Raw genomic sequence first — 18,305 nt, 5'->3', positions numbered from 1 at the left:
TTTTTTATACATGATTTCAAAATCGATAATCATGAATTTAATAAACAACTCTCTACATAATACTAAAAATTAATATCACAAAAAAGTGAAATTATAAGTTGTTCTGTTATTTGTAGATTATTTTAATAATATTTTAATATTTGAATCAATATAATGGAATATATTTTATAAATTTGCGCATTTAATAATAGAAATGAAAAAAAATACTCTACCTCTTTTATTTGCAGTATTCACTATCCTACCTGCATCAAGGTTGTTTTCTCAAGAGAATCAAAAACTTATTAAGGATTACATTTCATCAACACAAATCCGAGATTATAAAAAGTCTGATCTGAGTAATTTTATAATTGATAATATAGATGATTCAAAATCTTTAAATGGAAACATCGTTAAATTTCAACAGACTTATAAGGGCTATCCTGTTTATAACGCAGTAGGTACAGCACTGATAAAAGATCAGAAAATAGTTTATTATTCAGAAAACTTTGTAAAAAATTATGCTAATTCGTATAATAATTTTGCAGGTATCACTAAAGAGGCTGCTTTGCATAAGATTGCCGGTGAAATCAAAAAAGATGACATTTCTAATTTCACTATTATAGACTATTCGGATAGAGAATTAAATCATAAAAGATTTGCCAAACAGAGACTTGTTTATGTTTTAGATCAGGAAAATCTAAAGTTTGCCTACGAGTTTAGTTTAAGAGAACCAAAATCTCCTAATTATTGGAATATATTGGTCGATGCACAGTCAGGTGAAATCATCAGAAAAGAGAATTTAAATTTGTCATGCAGCTTTCATCCTGGTGCATTTAATCATGATCATTCATCTGAGAATTTCGTAGGACCGGCAGCCGAAGGTTCAAAAAGTTCTTTTTCTTTATTGCTTCCGGATAATTCTTCTTATAATGTTTTTGCATTACCTATTGAAGCACCTACTTTTGGAACAAGATCAATACTTACAAACCCATGGACTGCTGCTTCACCTGAAGGATGGCACTCTACCGGAAGTATTCACTATACGATTACACGAGGTAATAATGTTTATGCGTATGAAGATATGGCAGATGCTGATGTTCCGGGATATTCGCCTGATGGTGGTACAGCAAGAAATTTTAATTTTCCATTCAGTATCACAGGAGATCCTTACAGCAGTATGGATGCATCTATTACCAATTTATTTTATCTTAATAACAGAATACATGATGTGTTTTATAAATTTGGATTTACTGAGTCTTCTAAGAATTTTCAGCAGAATAATTTTGGAAACGGGGGTATTGGTAATGATTATGTAGAAGCAGAAGGGCTTGATGGGGGAGGAATAAATAATGCGAATTTTGCTACACCAGCAGAGGGTAACAAACCTTATATGCAGATGTATTTATGGTCTACCGTAAACAGATATTTTTTCTATAATGCTCCAGGCTCAGCTGTTAATCGTGCGCCCGGAGTTGGAATAGCCCAATTTGGTCTGCCTTTAGATGCAACAGGAATTACTGGTAATGTACAGTTGTCATCTGTTTTAGATGGCTGTACATCTTTGCCGACCGGTTCACTTACAGGTAAAATCGGTTTAATTGAAAGGGGAACCTGTGCTTTTACAGAGAAAGTGAAAAATGCTCAGAATGCAGGTGCTGTCGCAGCAATTATTTATAATACACCAACTTCCGGTGCTTTGGGAGGTATGTCGGGTACCGATGCTACAGTTACAATTCCGTCCGTCTTAATCTCAAATACAGAAGGTGAATATATAAAATCTCAATTGGCTGTAAACACCACCGTAAACGTTACTCTGAAAGACGATCCGGCAACGTCGGTAACTCCGGATGGAAGTTTTGACAACGGAATCGTAACCCATGAATATGGTCATGGTATTTCTACAAGACTTACAGGTAATGGCTCAAGCTGTCTGTCTACTAATCAAAGCAGAGAACAAATGGGTGAGGGTTGGTCTGATTTTTTTGCACTTATGTTAACAAACAAACCGGGGGATAACGCCGGAGTAGCAAGAGGAACAGGAACTTATGCCAGTGGACAGGGTATTTCAGGAGGCGGAATAAGACCTGCCAAATATTCCCCTAATTTTGCAATTAATGATTATACATATGGAGATACCAATGGGATGCAGTATAATACAAGTTCAGGCGTAGCGACAGATGTTCACTCGATCGGTTTTGTGTGGGCAACCATGCTTTGGGATTTGCATTGGGACTATGTGGCAAAATATGGTTATTCATCTGATGTTACAGCAAATACTACTAATGGAAGCTCAAGAGTACTGCAATTGGTAACAAATGCTTTAAAGCTTCAGGTATGTAATCCTACATTTGTAAATGGCCGAGATGCTATTTTAGCTGCTGAGCTGGCTACAACTCAGGGTGCAGACAGATGTATGATCTGGAGAGCATTTGCAAAAAGAGGTTTAGGTGTTAATGCTTCTGCGGGAGTTAAAACAAATATTAATGATCAGGTAGAAGATTTTACAGCTCCTGCAGAATGTGTATTATCTACTAACGAGACTGAATCTGTTAAGAATAATGTTATCTCAATATATCCGAATCCTGCTAAAAATGAATTTTTCATTAAATTCCCTGCCAGCACTTTAGGGAAAGTAAATGTTGAAATTTACGATATGTCAGGAAAATTGGTCTCTACAGAAAATAAAATTTCTCCTGATTCTAAAAAATCAATCTCTACAAATCAATTGGTTAATGGAACATATCTTGTCAAAGTAAAAGGATTAGGAATTGACACAACAACAAAAGTGATTGTAAGTAAATAAAAACTGTAATCTTTTTTAATAATGTATGACTATCTCATTTTTGAGGTAGTCTTTTTTATTCTTCATTTGAGTTTTATCTGATTGAAGAGAATTTTATAGGTGATTCCGTAAAATGTTTATATTTTTATAATTACCAATAACTTGAATTATGGAGATCAATTGTACCAATAAGTTAAAAACTAAAAATATTAAAATTCTGTTTGTATTTTTTGCTCTGATTCCTTATTCCTTTTCTTCACAACAACAACAACAACAACAACAACAACAAAATAAGAGGTTAATCAAAAATTATATTCTTACAACACAGATACAGGATTTCAAAAAGCCAGATTTGATAGATTTTGATATAGATCATATTGATCAATCAGAATCTTTAGGGGGAGAGATTGTAAAAATTCAGCAGAAATTTAATGATTATCCAATTTACAATGCGGTAGGAACTGCAATGATTAGAAATGGAAAAATTATCAACTTTTCAGATTCATTTTCTAAAAATTATCAATATTCAACATCAAATACTCCATCAGTTACTCAGAAAAAAGCGCTTGAAAAAATCGCTGAAGCTTTAGCAAATGAGGATATCATAAATTTCACTGTGGTTACTGGTTCTTCTTCTGAACCTGCTCATAAAAAATTCGTCAGGCAAAATTTTACGTTTGTGGAAGCTGATAACAGTTTAAGGTTTGCTTATCAGTTTTATGTGCACGAGCCAAAATCTCAAAAATCATGGAATATTTTAGTTGATGCCAATACCGGGGAAATCCTTCATAAAGATAATCTTACTTTATCATGTGATTTTCATCCGGATGCTTACGTCCAGAATCATTCAGATAAAAACAGTTCTGAATTCTCAGATAGCCCACATTTTTTCTCTTCCATTCAATTACCGGATAATGCATCCTATCATGTGTTTCCACTTCCTGTAGAAGCTCCTACTTTTGGGAGCAGATCAATTCTTAACAATCCCTGGGTCTTGTCTTCATCACCGGAGGGCTGGCATTCAGACGGTGTCAGTCACTTCACCATCACAAGAGGGAATAATGTTTATGCTTATGAAGATACTGCAAACTCAAATCAACCGGGATATTCTCCTGACGGCGGTCTCAACAGGAATTTCAATTTCCCTTTTGCGATCAGTAGCACTCCTTCTTCCAACAGGGATGCTTCAATTACCAATTTATTTTATATAAATAACAGAGTACACGATATTTTTTACCAATTCGGATTTACAGAATCTGCAAGAAATTTTCAGCAGAACAACTTTGGAAAAGGCGGTGCAGGAAATGATTATGTAATCGCAGAATCGCAGGATGGCGGAGGTTTGAATAATGCTAATTTCACAACCCCTTCGGACGGTAATAAGCCTTTGATGCAGATGTATCTGTGGTCTAAAGTCAACAGATATTTTTTTTATAATGCCCCGCTGTCTGCAGTTCCCAGAATTCCTCAGGCAAATCCTGCTCAGTTTGGTCCGCAGCTTAATGGAACCGGAATTACAGGTGATGTTGCCCTATCTCCTGTAATTAATGGCTGTACTGCACTATCTTCAGGTTTTTTAGCAGGTAAAATAGGACTTGTAGAACGTGGAGGCACTTCAGGTTGTACATTCGCTGTGAAAGTAAAAAATGCTCAGAATGCAGGTGCGATCGCTGTAATTATTTATAATAATGCTGCTGCAGTTAATTTTCCATCTTCAATGGGAGGGGTGGATGCAATGATAACAATACCTTCAGTGTTGATAACAAATAGTGAAGGGGAATATATTAAAAACCAGTTAAGTAATGCTATAACTGTAAATGTAACATTAAAAAGTGATCCTGCAACTGCGGTGACACCCGATGGAAGTTTTGATAATGGCATCATTACTCATGAATATGGGCACGGTATCTCAAACAGGCTTACAGGAAATGGTTTCACATGCCTTTTAAAAACTCAAAGCAAAGAACAGATGGGCGAAGGCTGGTCAGATTTTTTTGCATTAATGCTTACCAACAGTCCGAATGACAATGCAAATGTCCCGAGAAGTGTCGGGACTTATGCAAGCGGGCAGTCAACGAATGGAGCAGGGTTGAGGTCTGCTAAATATTCTCCTGATTTTTCAGTCAATGATTATACTTATGGGGATACCAATGGGATGGAGATTGAAGAAAATTTTGAAATAGTTCCCGATGTACACAGAATAGGATTTGTATGGGCATCCATGCTGTGGGATCTTCATTGGCAGTATGCTGCAAAGTATGGATATGCTTCTGATGTCACCTCAGATAAGAGCAGTGGGAGTTCCCGCGTTTTACAGTTGGTCACAGATGCACTTAAATTACAGGCGTGCAATCCTACATTTGTGGAAGGGCGTAATGCAATTTTGGCTGCAGAAATGCTTACGAGTAAAGGGGAAAACCGGTGTATGATCTGGAAGACTTTTGCAAGAAGAGGTTTAGGCCTGAATGCTCTTTCAGGAAATAAAATGAATATCAATGATCAGATAGAAGATTTCTCAGTTCCTGAAGATTGTAAGGAAGGAAATTCAGGAGTTTCAATCGATAAAGGGCTTATCGCTATCTATCCCAATCCTGCAAAAGATGAATTTTTTATCTACCTGAAAGGTTACACCGTGGGAAAAGTTCATGTCGAGATTTATGATATGTCAGGAAAATTAATCATTTCAGAAAATATGTTTTCACCGGACTCAAGAATTCCGGTATCTACCAAAGATTTTGAAAATGGAGTATATGTGGTAAAACTCAACGGTGTCGGAATTGATGTTACTTCAAAAATAATTGTAAAAAAATAGTATAGAATCAGAATCCTCCTTCTTATCCGGGTTACAGATTGTACGGTGTTTATTTAATATTGAAATTTATTCAAACAAATTTTTATATCGTACCTTTGCCGGCTGTAAAAAAGGTTATGGAGAAGAAGAATATAGTAAAAGGGGTTTTATTTGTAGGCATTGGAGCAAGTATATATGGGATGTTGGCAACTTTTGTAAAGATGTCCTATAAAGAAGGTTTTACGACTTCAGAAGTTACCACTGCGCAGTTTGTAATTGGTTTTTTAGGATTATTGGTTTTAAATTTCATTCAGACCATTACTTCGAAAAAAGCATTGGCGTCGCCAAGCTCAAAAGATATTAAAATGTTGATGCTGGCCGGGACTTCTATGGGATTTACCAGCCTTTTCTACTATATTTCCGTTCAGTATATTAATGTGTCGATTGCTATTGTACTGTTGATGCAGTCTGTCTGGTTCAGTGTTGTAGTAGAAACTTTTCTGACAAAAAAACTGCCTAAGATAAGAAAGGTTGTTTCTGTAATTATTGTTTTACTGGGTACTGTTTTAGCGACCAATCTTATTAATCTGGAAGTTAAAATAGACTGGCATGGTGTGTTTTGGGGAATATTGGCGGCTGCGTCGTTTACCATGACGATGTTTACCTCAAATACTTTAGCAACAGATTTACCGGTTTTTAGAAAAAGTATTATTATGCTTTCAGGCGGGGCAGTAATAATCCTGTTGTTTTTGTTTTTTGCACAGATTGGACCGTTATATTCTGAGAGTTTAAAATCAGTCTATCTGAATTTTACTGAAAACACCCAGCACATCAGACCATTTGATTATTCTATTTTTTGGAAATATGGATTTATTTTAGCCCTTTTCGGCACTATTATTCCGCCGATTCTTTTTAATCTCGGATTTCCAAATACCGGCCTGGGGTTGGGGAGTATTATCTCATCATTAGAACTTCCGGTGTCTGTGACCATGGCGTATGTTCTTTTAGGAGAACAGGTTTTAATGATTCAGTGGATAGGAATTATCCTGATATTATTTGCAATTGTTCTGATGAACCTGCCTTCAAAAAAAAGAAGTACCGCAGCGCAGTTTTCTTAATAAAATATAAATTAATAACAGATCATACAGAAAACCGTTCTTTTGGAACGGTTTTTTTTACATTTATACTAAATAAATTTCATGAAATATTTTAAAACTACTTTAGCTGTTATCTTGGTGTCGGCAGCATCAGTTTCTATGTTTGCTCAGGTAAAACCATTGGATGCAATGCTTACCAATTACCAATATCCTTTCAAAGTCTATTTTAAAGATTTAAATTCTCAGAAGGAAAATCTGAAAATGGCTTATATGGATGTCAAACCTAAAAAAGCAAACGGGAAAACTGTCATACTTTTACATGGAAAAAACTTTAATGGAGCTTACTGGGAAAAAACAGCAAAAGATTTATCAGATAAAGGTTTTAGGGTGATTATTCCGGATCAGATTGGTTTTGGAAAGTCTTCGAAACCTCAAAGCTATCAGTTTTCATTTGCTCAGTTAGCAAGCAATACAAAATCTGTTTTAGATGATTTAAAGATTGACAAAATTATTGTTCTCGGGCATTCAATGGGTGGAATGGTAGCCACTAGATTCACTCTGATGTATCCTGAAACTGTAGAAAAATTAATTCTCGAAAATCCGATCGGTTTGGAAGATTATAAAACTTTAGCGAAATATCAAACTGTTGATGAAGCCTATCAGTCTGAATTGAAAAATACTGCAGAAACTTACAAAAATTATCAGTTGAAATTTTATTACGACAATCAATGGAAAGCAGAATACCAACCCTGGCTGGATCTCATTGCTGGCTGGACTTTGCACAAAGACTATCCACAGGTTGCCTGGAATGCAGCATTGACCAGTGATATCATCTTTAATCAACCTGTATTTTACGAATTCAAAGACATCAAAACTCCAACTTTACTGATTATTGGTACCAGAGACCGTACGGCGATTGGAAAAGACCGTGCTCCTAAAGAAATTCAGCCAACGATGGGACAATACCAGGAACTGGGGAAAAAGACACAGCAGCAGATTGCAGGATCACAATTAGTTGAGCTTGAAAATGTCGGTCACCTGCCTCATATCGAAGTCTACGATAAATTCTGGACTGCTTTATATCAATTTATTAAGTAGGATGATGAATGTCAGAAGTTTACCAGATTTGCAATGAACTTTATATGATGTTATAAGAATTAATCTCCTCTGAATTTTTGAAGGGGGTGATTTTTAAAAAGTTTTTTTTCCTGGCTCCGATTGCAGAGGAAATCCTTTTTCTGAAAAAAGATTGCAACGAAAAGCGGGAATAGCTCCTTAAAACAATTATGCTTCAAAAAATAAAAAGAGACTGCTAATTTTAGCAATCTCTTTCTGTATGTGTTGTTGTCTGAATTATTTCTTCTTGTAAGCAGCGTCTTTAATTCTTGCTTTTTTACCTCTAAGGTCTCTGAAGTAGTAAATTCTTGATCTTCTTACTTTACCTCTTCTGTCAACTTCGATTTTTTGAAGTGCCGGCATGTTGATAGGGAAAACTCTCTCTACACCTACATCACCACTCATTTTTCTGATGGTAAAAGTCTTTGTAGAACCTGTACCTCTTAATTGGATTACAGTTCCTTTGAAGAACTGAGTTCTTGTTTTTTGACCTTCTTTAATTTCGTAATACACAGTGATCGTATCACCGGCTTTGAATTCAGGGAATTCTTTTTTTGTAATGTACTTGTCCTGTACGTACTTTAATAAATCCATTATTAATAAAATAAAATGTGTTACGCTAAGCAACTTACACGGACTTCGTCAGAGGTTGAATAACAGGTTGCAAATATATGAAATAGTTTTTTAATATGCCAAATAATTTATAGTACTAAAAAAGCTGTTTTTTAAGAATTTTTCAGATGAAAATTAACAGTTGCTTATCATTAAAGTCATTTTGAATTTACAGGTGAAATTTATATTTGCCGCATATAAGATCTTATGATTCTTTAATAATCCAACTCAACTAAAAATGATTATGAAACACTATCTATTCTTTCTGCTCTTTGTCTTCCAGTTTAATGATGCTCAGGTTTTGTTCCCGTACCTGCAAAATCCTGCGCACAATTCTATGATAGTCAACTGGAAGACAGGCTCCAACAATGAAACAACGGTTCTTTACGGAAGCTCTCCTTCAAACCTGAATGTAACAGTAACAGGAACGACCAATGTATTTTCTGATACGGGATACAATAATAATTACTACTACCACACTGCAAAGATTACAAACTTACAGCCCAATACAAAGTATTACTATAAAATTAAAACTGGAGCCGACGAATCTGCAGTCTACAGTTTCAGGACACTCCCTCTTCCGGGACAGCCTGCAACTTCTGACGGTAAAATACGCTTTCTGATTATGGGAGATAACCAGATCAAAGCCGAACCCCGATATGATTCACTAAATTATAAAGCGTATAAAAAGCTAAAGCAAAAGTTCGGGATTAATTCAGATCCTTCAGATAATATTGCTTTGACATTTATGGTAGGAGATCAGGTTGACGTAGGAACGTTGGATCATTATGAGAATGTTCATTTTAAGAAAAACCGAAAACTGTCACCTTACCTTCCGATACTGACAACAGTCGGAAACCACGAAACGTACGGTACTTTGGGAATGAATTCTTATTATGCGCATTTTAATATTGATGAAATAAAATATAAAAATATAACATCAGGGAACGAAAACTATTATGCACAGCAAGCTGGTAATGTATTGTTTATCAGTTTAAGTTCCGAACATACAGGACCGGCACAGCAAACCTGGCTTCAGCAGATTTTAAATGAAGCCAATAACGATACAACAGTTGACTGGATTATCTCATTGAGTCACAGACCTTATCAGGCTGAGCAGTATGTAGGCGATATTTCTACCTGGGTAAGAAATAATGCAGTACCGCTTTTAGCAGGCTCTGATAAATATCTGATGCACGTAGGAGCTCATCATCATCTCTATCACAGAGGTCAGTTGAAAAACACGCCAAATTACCAGATAATTTCGGGAGGAACGGCTTGGGATCAATATTGGGGAATGTCAACCGAGCAGGATTTTGATGATGTTCAGAAAACATTGACCGACTGGACTTATCAAATTATCGAAGTTGACGTTGCCAACGGAAAAGTGGATATTGAAAGTTATTCTATTGGGGGTATTTATACTCAAAAAGATAACGTACTCATTGACTCATTCCACCGATACAAAAATAAACCTAAACCACAAAAGCCTGTAATCACGAATACATTTTCGGGACCTGTGACTTTGCCTTTAACATTAAACGGGAGTGTATTTTCTTCTCCGGTTAATGAACTTCTGAATACCACACAGTTTGTCGTAAGCAAGGCGGCTGACTTCTCGGTAATTGAAAAAGAATTTTACAGAGATTATGAAAACTGGTTTGGCAAAGACGGAAATGGCAATCCTGATATCACCAAAAACCTGAATGCCAATATAGATATTACAAAAGTAAATTTTGCTGCGAACTCTATAACCAACGGAATATATTATGTGAAAACCCGTTATCGGGACAGAAACATGGAATGGAGTGACTGGAGCGATGTGAAACAGTTTGAAGTGACAGGAAGCGTAGTTTCAAACCCGACTTTTACCTTAAACAAAACAGAATATCTGCAGTCTGAAGTAATTACGGCTGTTTATAATGACGGTCCCGGAAATCAGCAGGATTGGGTAGGGCTGTACAAAAAAGGACAGAATCCATCTGCTGTAACTTCTCAGGGGTTTGTCTATACCAACGGGCAGACTTCGGGAGTGGCGACTTTTCCAAATGGTCTGGCAGCGAAAGGTCAGTATTTTGCCGGATTTTTTGCCAATAATGGATATACGGAAATAGCACCCCGGAAAAACTTTTATGTAGGCCCTAAAACTGTGCTTCAGACGACTGCTGACGCATATCCTGTTGGTGGAACTGTGACTGTTAACTTTACTAACGGGCCCAATTTAGTAAAGGACTGGATCGGAATTTATAAAATGGGACAGGTACCGGGTCCCACTCCGGCATCAAAATGGAGCTATGTGACAACTGCTTCGGGAGTTCTTAATTTTACAGGCCTTTCAAAAGGATATTATTATGCTCAATATTTTCTTGAAGACGGATATACGACAGTAGGAGAGAAGGTTTTCTTCAAAGTAGGTGATATCGTTACAGAACTGTGGATTAATAAACCAGTCTATACATTAGGTGAAAATATTTCTGCATCCTGGACAGATTCTCCCGGGATCATCAAAGACTGGTTAGGAATTTATCCGCAAAATATATCTGTTCCGGATGATAACTTTATTTCATACACCTATTTTGACGGAGTTACTCAAGGTACAAAAATTATTCAGGGAGCAGGCGTTCCTGCTGCTGCCGGAAATTATTATATGGTCATGTTCACCAATGATTCTTACACGGAAGTTTCTAACAGAGTACAGTTTCAGGTTACCTCAGGAAATTTGGGCACTGATGAAACGACGAATAAAACCGAAAAAAATGTGATCCTGTATCCCAATCCATCGAAACCGGGGCAGCCAACATTTATCAAAAGTGATTATCCTATAGAAAAAATTGAATTGTTATCACCAGCAGGTCAATTGTTATATAAATCTGAAAACGTACAGAATCAACGTTTTTCACTAGTCAACGAAAACCTGCCCAAAGGTGTTTATTTTGTCAAAGTATACACCCGGAAATTATTTACATTAAAATTGATTGTCGAATAGAAAGATAACAAATAACTGATAAAGAGCGGAACCTGCGTTTCCGCTCTTTTTTGTTTAAAACACCTTACAGATCGTGTTTGTATCTGGAATTTTTTTTATATGTACCGGAAATAAATTGAATACTGTGGGTATAATAAAAATGTTTAAATTTAGAACTGAAAAAATTTACATATTTCATGATAGATAAAAGAGTAAAAAATGCATCTGAAGCTATTGAAGGAATTAAAGACGGAATGACCCTGATGCTTGGTGGATTTGGTCTTTGTGGAATTCCTGAAAATTCAATCAAAGCTTTAGTAGGTAGTGATGTAAAAGATTTAACGTGCATTTCAAACAATGCGGGAGTAGATGATTTTGGTTTGGGATTGTTACTTCAGAAAAAGCAGATCAAAAAAATGATCTCTTCATACGTGGGTGAGAACGCAGAATTCGAAAGACAGATGCTTTCAGGTGAACTGGATGTAGAGCTGACACCACAGGGAACATTAGCCGAAAAATGCAGAGCCGCTCAGGCCGGAATTCCGGCATTCTATACCCCTGCAGGTTTCGGAACTGAAGTTGCAGAAGGGAAGGAAGTAAAAGATTTCAATGGAAAACCACATATACTCGAACATGCTTATGATGCAGATTATTCTATTGTAAAAGCATGGAAAGGAGATTATGCAGGAAATTTAATTTTTAAAGGTTCAGCAAGAAACTTCAACCATCCAATGGCTGGTGCAGGAAAAATTACTATTGCTGAAGTAGAAGAATTAGTGGCACCAGGCGAATTGGATCCTAACCAGATTCATATTCCGGGAATTATGGTTCAGAGAATCTTTCAGGGAGAAGTATTTGAAAAAAGAATCGAACAGAGAACGGTGAGACAAAAAGTATGATCCAATATATTCTTACATCACTGTTCGGATTAAAACAGTAGAATTTTCAATAAAATTTCTACACGCTCTGTGTCTAAAAAAGTAGTTTAATCTACATATTCATCAATTTCAAATAATACTTATGTTAAGTAAAGAAGATATAGCAAAAAGAATTTCAAAAGAAGTCAAAGACGGATATTATGTTAATCTTGGAATTGGTATTCCAACACTGGTAGCTAACTATGTTCCCGATAATCTCTCAGTAGAATTTCAAAGTGAAAACGGAGTTTTGGGAATGGGGCCTTTTCCTTTTGACGGGGAAGAAGATGCTGACCTTATTAATGCAGGTAAACAGACGATTACTATTCTTGATGGTGGTTCATTTTTCGATTCTGCTTTCAGTTTCGGGATGATCAGAAGCCAGAAAGTTGATTTAACAATCCTTGGAGCAATGGAAGTCTCCGAAAATGGAGATATAGCCAACTGGAAAATTCCGGGAAAAATGGTGAAAGGAATGGGAGGTGCCATGGATCTGGTAGCTTCAGCCGAAAACATTATCGTTGCAATGATGCATGTTAACAAAGCAGGAGAGAGTAAAATTCTCAAAAAATGCACACTTCCGCTTACAGGGATCAACTGTGTGAAAAAAGTGGTAACCGAACTGGCAGTTCTGGATGTAACTCCAGCCGGATTCAGACTCGTTGAAAGAGCTCCAGGAGTTTCCGTAGAACACATTATCAAATCGACGGAAGCGGATTTAATCATAGAAGGCGAAATTCCTGAAATGCAATTTTAAATAAAATCAAAAACCTTGTTACACTGACAAGGTTTTTTTATTGAAAAATCTCAATACAAACTAAACTGACATAGTAAATCGCAGCGTCAGGAAAATAAGTTCTGTCAATGTTAAGAAAATTCCACTGTTTGAAGTGCGACAATGATTCTGATTTGAAGAACAAATACCGAACCCGCGCAAGTTTTAGAATTTTTAGTTTGCAGATTTTATTTTTAGCGGAGAGATCCAGGTCTTGAATTTTTTGGTTCTTTTGTTTCAAGACAAAAGAACTATCTTCCATCCTGCGCCCCGAAAACCTTCTGCAGAATACCGGTTGTTCTCATCACAGAATTATTTCTGATCCCACTTTCCTTTTCAGCAACCATTTTAAAAACACCATTAATGGTTTCATTGGTAACATACTCATTGAGATCAGTTGAAACGGCCTGTCCGGTCAATGTATTGTATTTAGAAATCAGATTGGTCCAGACTTTGTCAGCACCAACTTTTCCAAGTGATGCCTTCACTTTTGGCTGAAAAGCAGTAAAAAGTTGTGTCTGTGTTTTTGTCTGAAGATAATTGGTGGCGGCATTATTACTTCCCAATAATATATTTTTTGCATCTGTGATCGTCATGGAGGTAATTGCGCTGGTAAAAATAGGTGCGGCTTCAGATACTGCATCTTCAGCTGCCCTGTTTAATAATTTTACACCCTGATCAGCCAGGCTTCCCAATCCGAATGCACGGAGTTTGGTGTCGATTACCCTCAATTTTTCAGGCATCAGAATTTTAACTGCTTCATTTTTCAGAAACCCGTCAGTGACCCCTAGTTTTTTCACCCCTTCAGTAACACCCAGACTCAAGGCTTCCTTTAAACCTGATGAAACCTGGGTTGATGTCAGACTGTTAATATTGGAGCCTGGTGATTTTGTCGTCGTTGAGATTGTTGTTGAAGAATTTGTTGTCGTTTTTGTTTTTACAGGACTGTTAAGGTCAACGCCTGTGCGGTCTTTCACGGCCGCTTTAAAAACATCTAAGATCTGAGCTTTGGCAGAAACTGATAAGAGCAGTCCGGCTGCTATAAAAAAAGTTTTTTTCATCGTTTATAATTCTGCAAAATTAGATATTTTCAAATGTAAAAAGTTAAATCATAGACCGAAATTTTCAGAAAATAATTATATTCGCTAAAATCTAAACTCCATAAGATGCTTCGTATTTTCCCGGTCTTCTTTATCTTTATTTCAAGTCTCTTTTTATCTCAGGCAAAACTGAATTTAATTCCTTATCCCCAGAAAGTGGAGTTTTCAAAAGGGGAATTTGTTTTGGATCATCAGACCTCTGTAAAAGGGGATAAACAGTCATTTGAATATCAGTATTTTATAAAATCAGTACAAAAAATCAATGGCTTTGATTTATCTCAAAATGATATAAAAAGCGGAGTTAATGTTATTTTCCTCAATCTGAACAAAGAAAAAAAAACAGTTAATGATTACGAAATTCAGGTGACAGAAGATTTTATATCAATAACGGGAAAAGACAGCTCCGGACTATTTCGGGGTATTCAGACTTTACTTCAGCTCATTCAAACTTCCAAAAGTGGAAAAATCCCTGCTTTAAAAATAGAAGACCATCCTGAATTTGCCTGGCGCGGAATGCATCTTGACGTTTGCCGTCATTTTTTCAGTGTTGATGAAGTAAAGCAGTACATCGATTATCTGGCCATGTATAAGCTCAATACTTTTCACTGGCATTTAACGGATGATCAGGGGTGGAGAATTGAAATTAAAAAATATCCTAAACTCACCGAAATTGGCTCTAAACGTAAAGAATCAATGATTGGGGCTTATGTGGATGATACCTTTGACGGAAAACCTTACGGGCCATATTTTTATACTCAGGATCAGATCAAAGAAGTTGTAAGGTATGCCGGGGAAAGGCATATTACTGTTGTTCCTGAAATTGAAATGCCTGGTCATGCTTTGGCTGCACTTTCTGCTTATCCGGAATTGGCCTGTACAAAAGGTCCCTTCGAAGTGGCAACAAAATGGGGCGTTTTCGATGATGTTTTCTGTCCGAAAGATGAAACGTTTACTTTTTTAGAAAACGTTTTGGATGAGGTTATTCAACTTTTTCCTTCGCAATACATTCACATCGGTGGTGACGAATGTCCGAAAACAAGATGGAAAGAATGTGCACATTGTCAGGCTTTAATTAAAAAACATCATCTGAAAGATGAGCACGGTCTACAAAGTTATTTTATCCAAAGAATTGAAAAATATGTGAATTCTAAAGGCCGGAAAATCATCGGATGGGACGAGATTCTGGAAGGTGGATTGGCGCCAAATGCCGCAGTAATGAGTTGGACAGGTATTAAAGGTGGAATTGAAGCCGCAAAAACCAATCATTTTGCCGTCATGACGCCGGGAGCATATTGTTATTTTGACCATTATCAGGGCGATCCGCAGACAGAACCAAATGCGTTCGGAGGTTTTACCCCTTTAAATAAAGTTTATTCGTACAATCCGATTCCTGCTGAATTGAATCCGGAGCAGTCAAAATATATTTTGGGAGTTCAGGCAAATTTATGGACGGAATATATTCTTGATTTTAAACAGGTACAATACATGATTTTTCCAAGATTATTTGCTCTTTCCGAGGTTAGTTGGGGAACTTCTAAGCCAGAAAATTACAAGGAATTTGAAAGCAGGGTGGTGGAGCATTTTAAGATTTTAGATAAAATGAACATCAACTATGCGAAAAGTATCTACAATATTTCTGGAAAAGTTATTTCTGCAGAGAATGGTGTAGCGTACGAACTTTCAACATCTCAGAACTCAGAAGGGATTAAATTTACCGTAGACGGAAGCGAACCTAGAGCAGTTTCGGCAACTTACAAGAATCCAATTCCTGTTTCTAAAGCGATGACTGTAAAATCAGCTTATTTTGAAAACGGTGAATTAAAGAGTGCCATATCTTCACAGCAGTTCATTACTTCGAAAACAACCGGTAAGAAGATTATCTTGGAGCAGCAGCCAAGTGAAAATTATTCATTTGGAGGAGCGTTTACATTGGTAGACGGTATTATTGGAAATATCAGGCAGCTGGGGAAAACATGGCTTGGTTTTCAGGGTTCAGATGTTGTTGCAACGATTGATCTGGAGAAGAAAACTAAATTTTCTGAAGTTTATTTTAATACATTGGACAACAAAGGAAGCTGGATTCATCTGGCGAAGTCTGCACAGGTTTTTGTGTCTGATGACGGAATAAATTTTAAAATGATCAGCCAGATCGGAAGCGATAAAATTCTTACAGCAAAAGGAAAAATTAATCTGAAAGTAGGGGATCAAAACTCACGTTTCATTAAAATTAAAATAGAAAATGCAGGAATTATTCCTGCGGGAAATCCCGGTGCAGACTCAAAAGCATGGCTTTTTGTCGACGAAATCGGAGCGAATTAATTCAGGATTTAAAATTCAACAGTAACTTATATTTAATCTAAGTCTCAATCTCATCTATGAATTCAAGAAGAAAATTTTTAAAAACCACAGGAATATTATCATCCGCATTGTTGCTGAATCCTTTAGATTTAATTGCTAAAGAAGTTACCGAAAATGAAAATACATTGGTCAATAAACCGATTGTTCTTTCAACGTGGGATTTCGGACTGAAAGCTAACGAAGAAGCATGGACGGTCTTGGGAAAAGGCGGAAGAGCATTGGATGCCGTTGAAAAAGGGGTTCGCCTGGTTGAAAATGATCCGAATGAAAGAAGTGTAGGCTACGGAGGTCGCCCTGACCGTGACGGAAGAGTGACACTGGATGCCTGTATTATGGATGAAAATTATAATATCGGTTCAGTGGCCTGTCTGGAAAATATTAAAAACCCGATTTCGGTTGCCAGAGCTGTGATGGAAAAAACACCCCACGTCATGTTGGTAGGCGACGGAGCTCTTCAGTTTGCTGTTTCACAAGGTTTTAAAAAAGAGAATATCCTTACCGTAGAATCTGAAAAGGAGTGGAAAGAATGGCTGAAAGACAGTAAGTATAAACCAATTGTCAATATTGAAAATCATGACACGATCGGAATGATTGCTCTGGATGCTCAGGGAAATCTATCCGGTGCATGTACAACGAGTGGAATGGCTTTTAAAATGCACGGAAGGGTAGGAGATTCTCCGATTATCGGGGCAGGATTATTTGTTGATAACGAAGTAGGAGCAGCAACCGCAACCGGTCATGGTGAAGAAGTCATCAGAACAATGGGTACCCATCTTGTTGTTGAGCTAATGCGACAGGGGAGAAGCCCTCAGCAGGCATGTAGAGAAGCCGTAGAAAGAATCGTGAAAATTACTCAGCGGAGAAATAAAAATTTAAAAGATATCCAGGTAGGGTTTATTGCGATCAATAAAAAAGGAGAATATGGCTCCTACTGTATTCAGGACGGATTTAATTTTGCCGTTTATGACCAAAAAGGAAACCGTCTGGAAAAACCGGAATTTGCTTTGAAGTAATCAGAATAAAATAAAAAACCAGAAAGTAAAAAATTTACCCATTCAAATTTCGAACCTCAAATTTCAAATCAATCTATGTTTTTAGAAATAGCCACTTTCGACATTACCTCTGCTGAGATCGCATTGAATTCTGTTGCAGACAGAATAGAGTTTTGTGCAGATATCAATACAGGCGGAATCACACCCGATCTTGAAGAATTAAGATACTTAAAAGACCAATATTCCAAACCGATTCATGTAATGATCCGTCCTGTCGGCGGAGGTTTCCTGTATACGGATTCAGAATTTAAAAAAATGCAGAAAGACATCATTGAATTTTCAAAGGCGAATGCAGATGGATTTGTTTTTGGCATTTTAGATGAAAATCAGGAAATTGATGTTGAGAAAAACAGGATTTTAATCGATTTGGCCAACGGAAAGCCCTGCGTTTTTCACAGAGCCATTGACAGGACTGAAAACATTTTTGAATCTGCGGAAAAGTTAATCCGATTAGGTTTCAAAGAGATTCTGACTTCTGGAGGAGAAAATTCTGCAATGGAAGGAAAAGAGAATTTAAAAAGGCTCATTGAAAATTATTCTGATGGGGTTAAGATTTTAATCGGCGGTGGAGTTCGTTCCAATAATATTTCGGAACTGAAAAAGGTAACAAATGGCAAATATTTTCATTCTTCAGCCGTGTTGCCGTATGAATCTTTTGCAAATGCTGACGAGATTAAAAAATTGAAGGTGAATTTGTAACATAAATAAAATTTTTAACGCAAAGTTTTGTTTTAAAACCGCTTATTTTAAGGAGCAAAGAG

At 36.7% G+C, this 18,305-nt stretch carries 12 protein-coding genes; 10 read left to right on the top strand and 2 right to left on the bottom strand.

Annotated features, from left to right (window positions below):
* The first annotated feature begins 193 nt into the window (after positions 1-193).
* The 4 genes from AC2A07_RS18955 (at position 194) to AC2A07_RS18940 (ending at position 7,747) form a co-directional block, all read left to right on the top strand.
* Positions 194-2,782 (top strand): T9SS-dependent M36 family metallopeptidase, encoded by a 2,589-nt coding sequence (locus AC2A07_RS18955; RefSeq protein WP_484051680.1) that lies wholly within the window; start codon positions 194-196, stop codon positions 2,780-2,782.
* Between the two features lie 148 nt (positions 2,783-2,930).
* Complete coding sequence (locus AC2A07_RS18950) at positions 2,931-5,573, top strand: T9SS-dependent M36 family metallopeptidase (protein WP_484051679.1); 2,643 nt, start codon at positions 2,931-2,933, stop codon at positions 5,571-5,573.
* A gap of 116 nt (positions 5,574-5,689) precedes the next feature.
* Entirely contained in the window at positions 5,690-6,670 is a 981-nt protein-coding gene (locus tag AC2A07_RS18945; RefSeq protein ID WP_484051678.1) for an EamA family transporter, read from the top strand.
* An 81-nt stretch (positions 6,671-6,751) separates the two neighbouring features.
* The gene (locus AC2A07_RS18940) at positions 6,752-7,747 is read left to right on the top strand and encodes an alpha/beta fold hydrolase (protein WP_484051677.1); all 996 of its coding nucleotides are present in this window, start codon (positions 6,752-6,754) and stop codon (positions 7,745-7,747) included.
* A gap of 255 nt (positions 7,748-8,002) precedes the next feature.
* Here the strand turns inward: AC2A07_RS18940 and rplS are convergent, their stop codons facing one another.
* Entirely contained in the window at positions 8,003-8,359 is a 357-nt protein-coding gene (gene rplS, locus AC2A07_RS18935) for a 50S ribosomal protein L19 (protein WP_007846341.1), read from the bottom strand.
* 262 nt (positions 8,360-8,621) lie between these two features.
* Here rplS and AC2A07_RS18930 point away from each other — a divergent pair, with 262 nt between their 5' ends.
* From AC2A07_RS18930 to AC2A07_RS18920, 3 genes are all read left to right on the top strand, one after another.
* Positions 8,622-11,363, top strand: a complete 2,742-nt coding sequence (locus tag AC2A07_RS18930) for a fibronectin type III domain-containing protein (RefSeq protein ID WP_484051676.1) — start codon at positions 8,622-8,624, stop codon at positions 11,361-11,363.
* A gap of 176 nt (positions 11,364-11,539) precedes the next feature.
* A complete protein-coding gene (locus AC2A07_RS18925; RefSeq protein ID WP_314497320.1) occupies positions 11,540-12,241 on the top strand; it encodes a 3-oxoacid CoA-transferase subunit A in 702 nt (233 codons plus the stop codon).
* Positions 12,242-12,362: 121 nt separating this feature from the next.
* Positions 12,363-13,016, top strand: coding sequence for a 3-oxoacid CoA-transferase subunit B (locus AC2A07_RS18920; RefSeq protein WP_314497323.1), 654 nt, complete (start codon positions 12,363-12,365; stop codon positions 13,014-13,016).
* Between the two features lie 269 nt (positions 13,017-13,285).
* Here the strand turns inward: AC2A07_RS18920 and AC2A07_RS18915 are convergent, their stop codons facing one another.
* Positions 13,286-14,095: a DUF4197 domain-containing protein gene (locus AC2A07_RS18915; protein WP_484051675.1), complete on the bottom strand. Its 810-nt coding sequence runs from the start codon at positions 14,093-14,095 to the stop codon at positions 13,286-13,288.
* 105 nt (positions 14,096-14,200) lie between these two features.
* On the opposite strand from AC2A07_RS18915, the gene AC2A07_RS18910 reads away from it, so the two are divergent.
* The 3 genes from AC2A07_RS18910 to AC2A07_RS18900 all read left to right on the top strand — a co-directional run bounded on the left by AC2A07_RS18910 (position 14,201) and on the right by AC2A07_RS18900 (position 18,243).
* Positions 14,201-16,453, top strand: coding sequence for a glycoside hydrolase family 20 protein (locus AC2A07_RS18910; protein WP_484051674.1), 2,253 nt, complete (start codon positions 14,201-14,203; stop codon positions 16,451-16,453).
* A gap of 56 nt (positions 16,454-16,509) precedes the next feature.
* Complete coding sequence (locus AC2A07_RS18905; RefSeq protein WP_484051673.1) at positions 16,510-17,505, top strand: isoaspartyl peptidase/L-asparaginase family protein; 996 nt, start codon at positions 16,510-16,512, stop codon at positions 17,503-17,505.
* A 75-nt stretch (positions 17,506-17,580) separates the two neighbouring features.
* Positions 17,581-18,243, top strand: a complete 663-nt coding sequence (locus AC2A07_RS18900) for a copper homeostasis protein CutC (RefSeq protein ID WP_484051672.1) — start codon at positions 17,581-17,583, stop codon at positions 18,241-18,243.
* Positions 18,244-18,305 lie beyond the last annotated feature (62 nt).

The organism is Chryseobacterium sp. HNCC26DJ238 (assembly GCF_057180465.1).
Note: the sequence above shows the minus strand (reverse complement) of the source record. Positions and strands in the feature narration are given on the sequence as shown.

Bases quoted from the DNA above. Each gene is read 5' to 3' on its own strand.
- AC2A07_RS18955 (WP_484051680.1), top strand. From the start codon at position 194: ATGAAAAAAAATACTCTACCTCTTTTATTTGCAGTATTCACTATCCTA.
- AC2A07_RS18950 (WP_484051679.1), top strand. From the start codon at position 2,931: ATGGAGATCAATTGTACCAATAAGTTAAAAACTAAAAATATTAAAATT.
- AC2A07_RS18945 (WP_484051678.1), top strand. From the start codon at position 5,690: ATGGAGAAGAAGAATATAGTAAAAGGGGTTTTATTTGTAGGCATTGGA.
- AC2A07_RS18940 (WP_484051677.1), top strand. From the start codon at position 6,752: ATGAAATATTTTAAAACTACTTTAGCTGTTATCTTGGTGTCGGCAGCA.
- rplS (WP_007846341.1), bottom strand. From the start codon at position 8,359: ATGGATTTATTAAAGTACGTACAGGACAAGTACATTACAAAAAAAGAA.
- AC2A07_RS18930 (WP_484051676.1), top strand. From the start codon at position 8,622: ATGAAACACTATCTATTCTTTCTGCTCTTTGTCTTCCAGTTTAATGAT.
- AC2A07_RS18925 (WP_314497320.1), top strand. From the start codon at position 11,540: ATGATAGATAAAAGAGTAAAAAATGCATCTGAAGCTATTGAAGGAATT.
- AC2A07_RS18920 (WP_314497323.1), top strand. From the start codon at position 12,363: ATGTTAAGTAAAGAAGATATAGCAAAAAGAATTTCAAAAGAAGTCAAA.
- AC2A07_RS18915 (WP_484051675.1), bottom strand. From the start codon at position 14,095: ATGAAAAAAACTTTTTTTATAGCAGCCGGACTGCTCTTATCAGTTTCT.
- AC2A07_RS18910 (WP_484051674.1), top strand. From the start codon at position 14,201: ATGCTTCGTATTTTCCCGGTCTTCTTTATCTTTATTTCAAGTCTCTTT.
- AC2A07_RS18905 (WP_484051673.1), top strand. From the start codon at position 16,510: ATGAATTCAAGAAGAAAATTTTTAAAAACCACAGGAATATTATCATCC.
- AC2A07_RS18900 (WP_484051672.1), top strand. From the start codon at position 17,581: ATGTTTTTAGAAATAGCCACTTTCGACATTACCTCTGCTGAGATCGCA.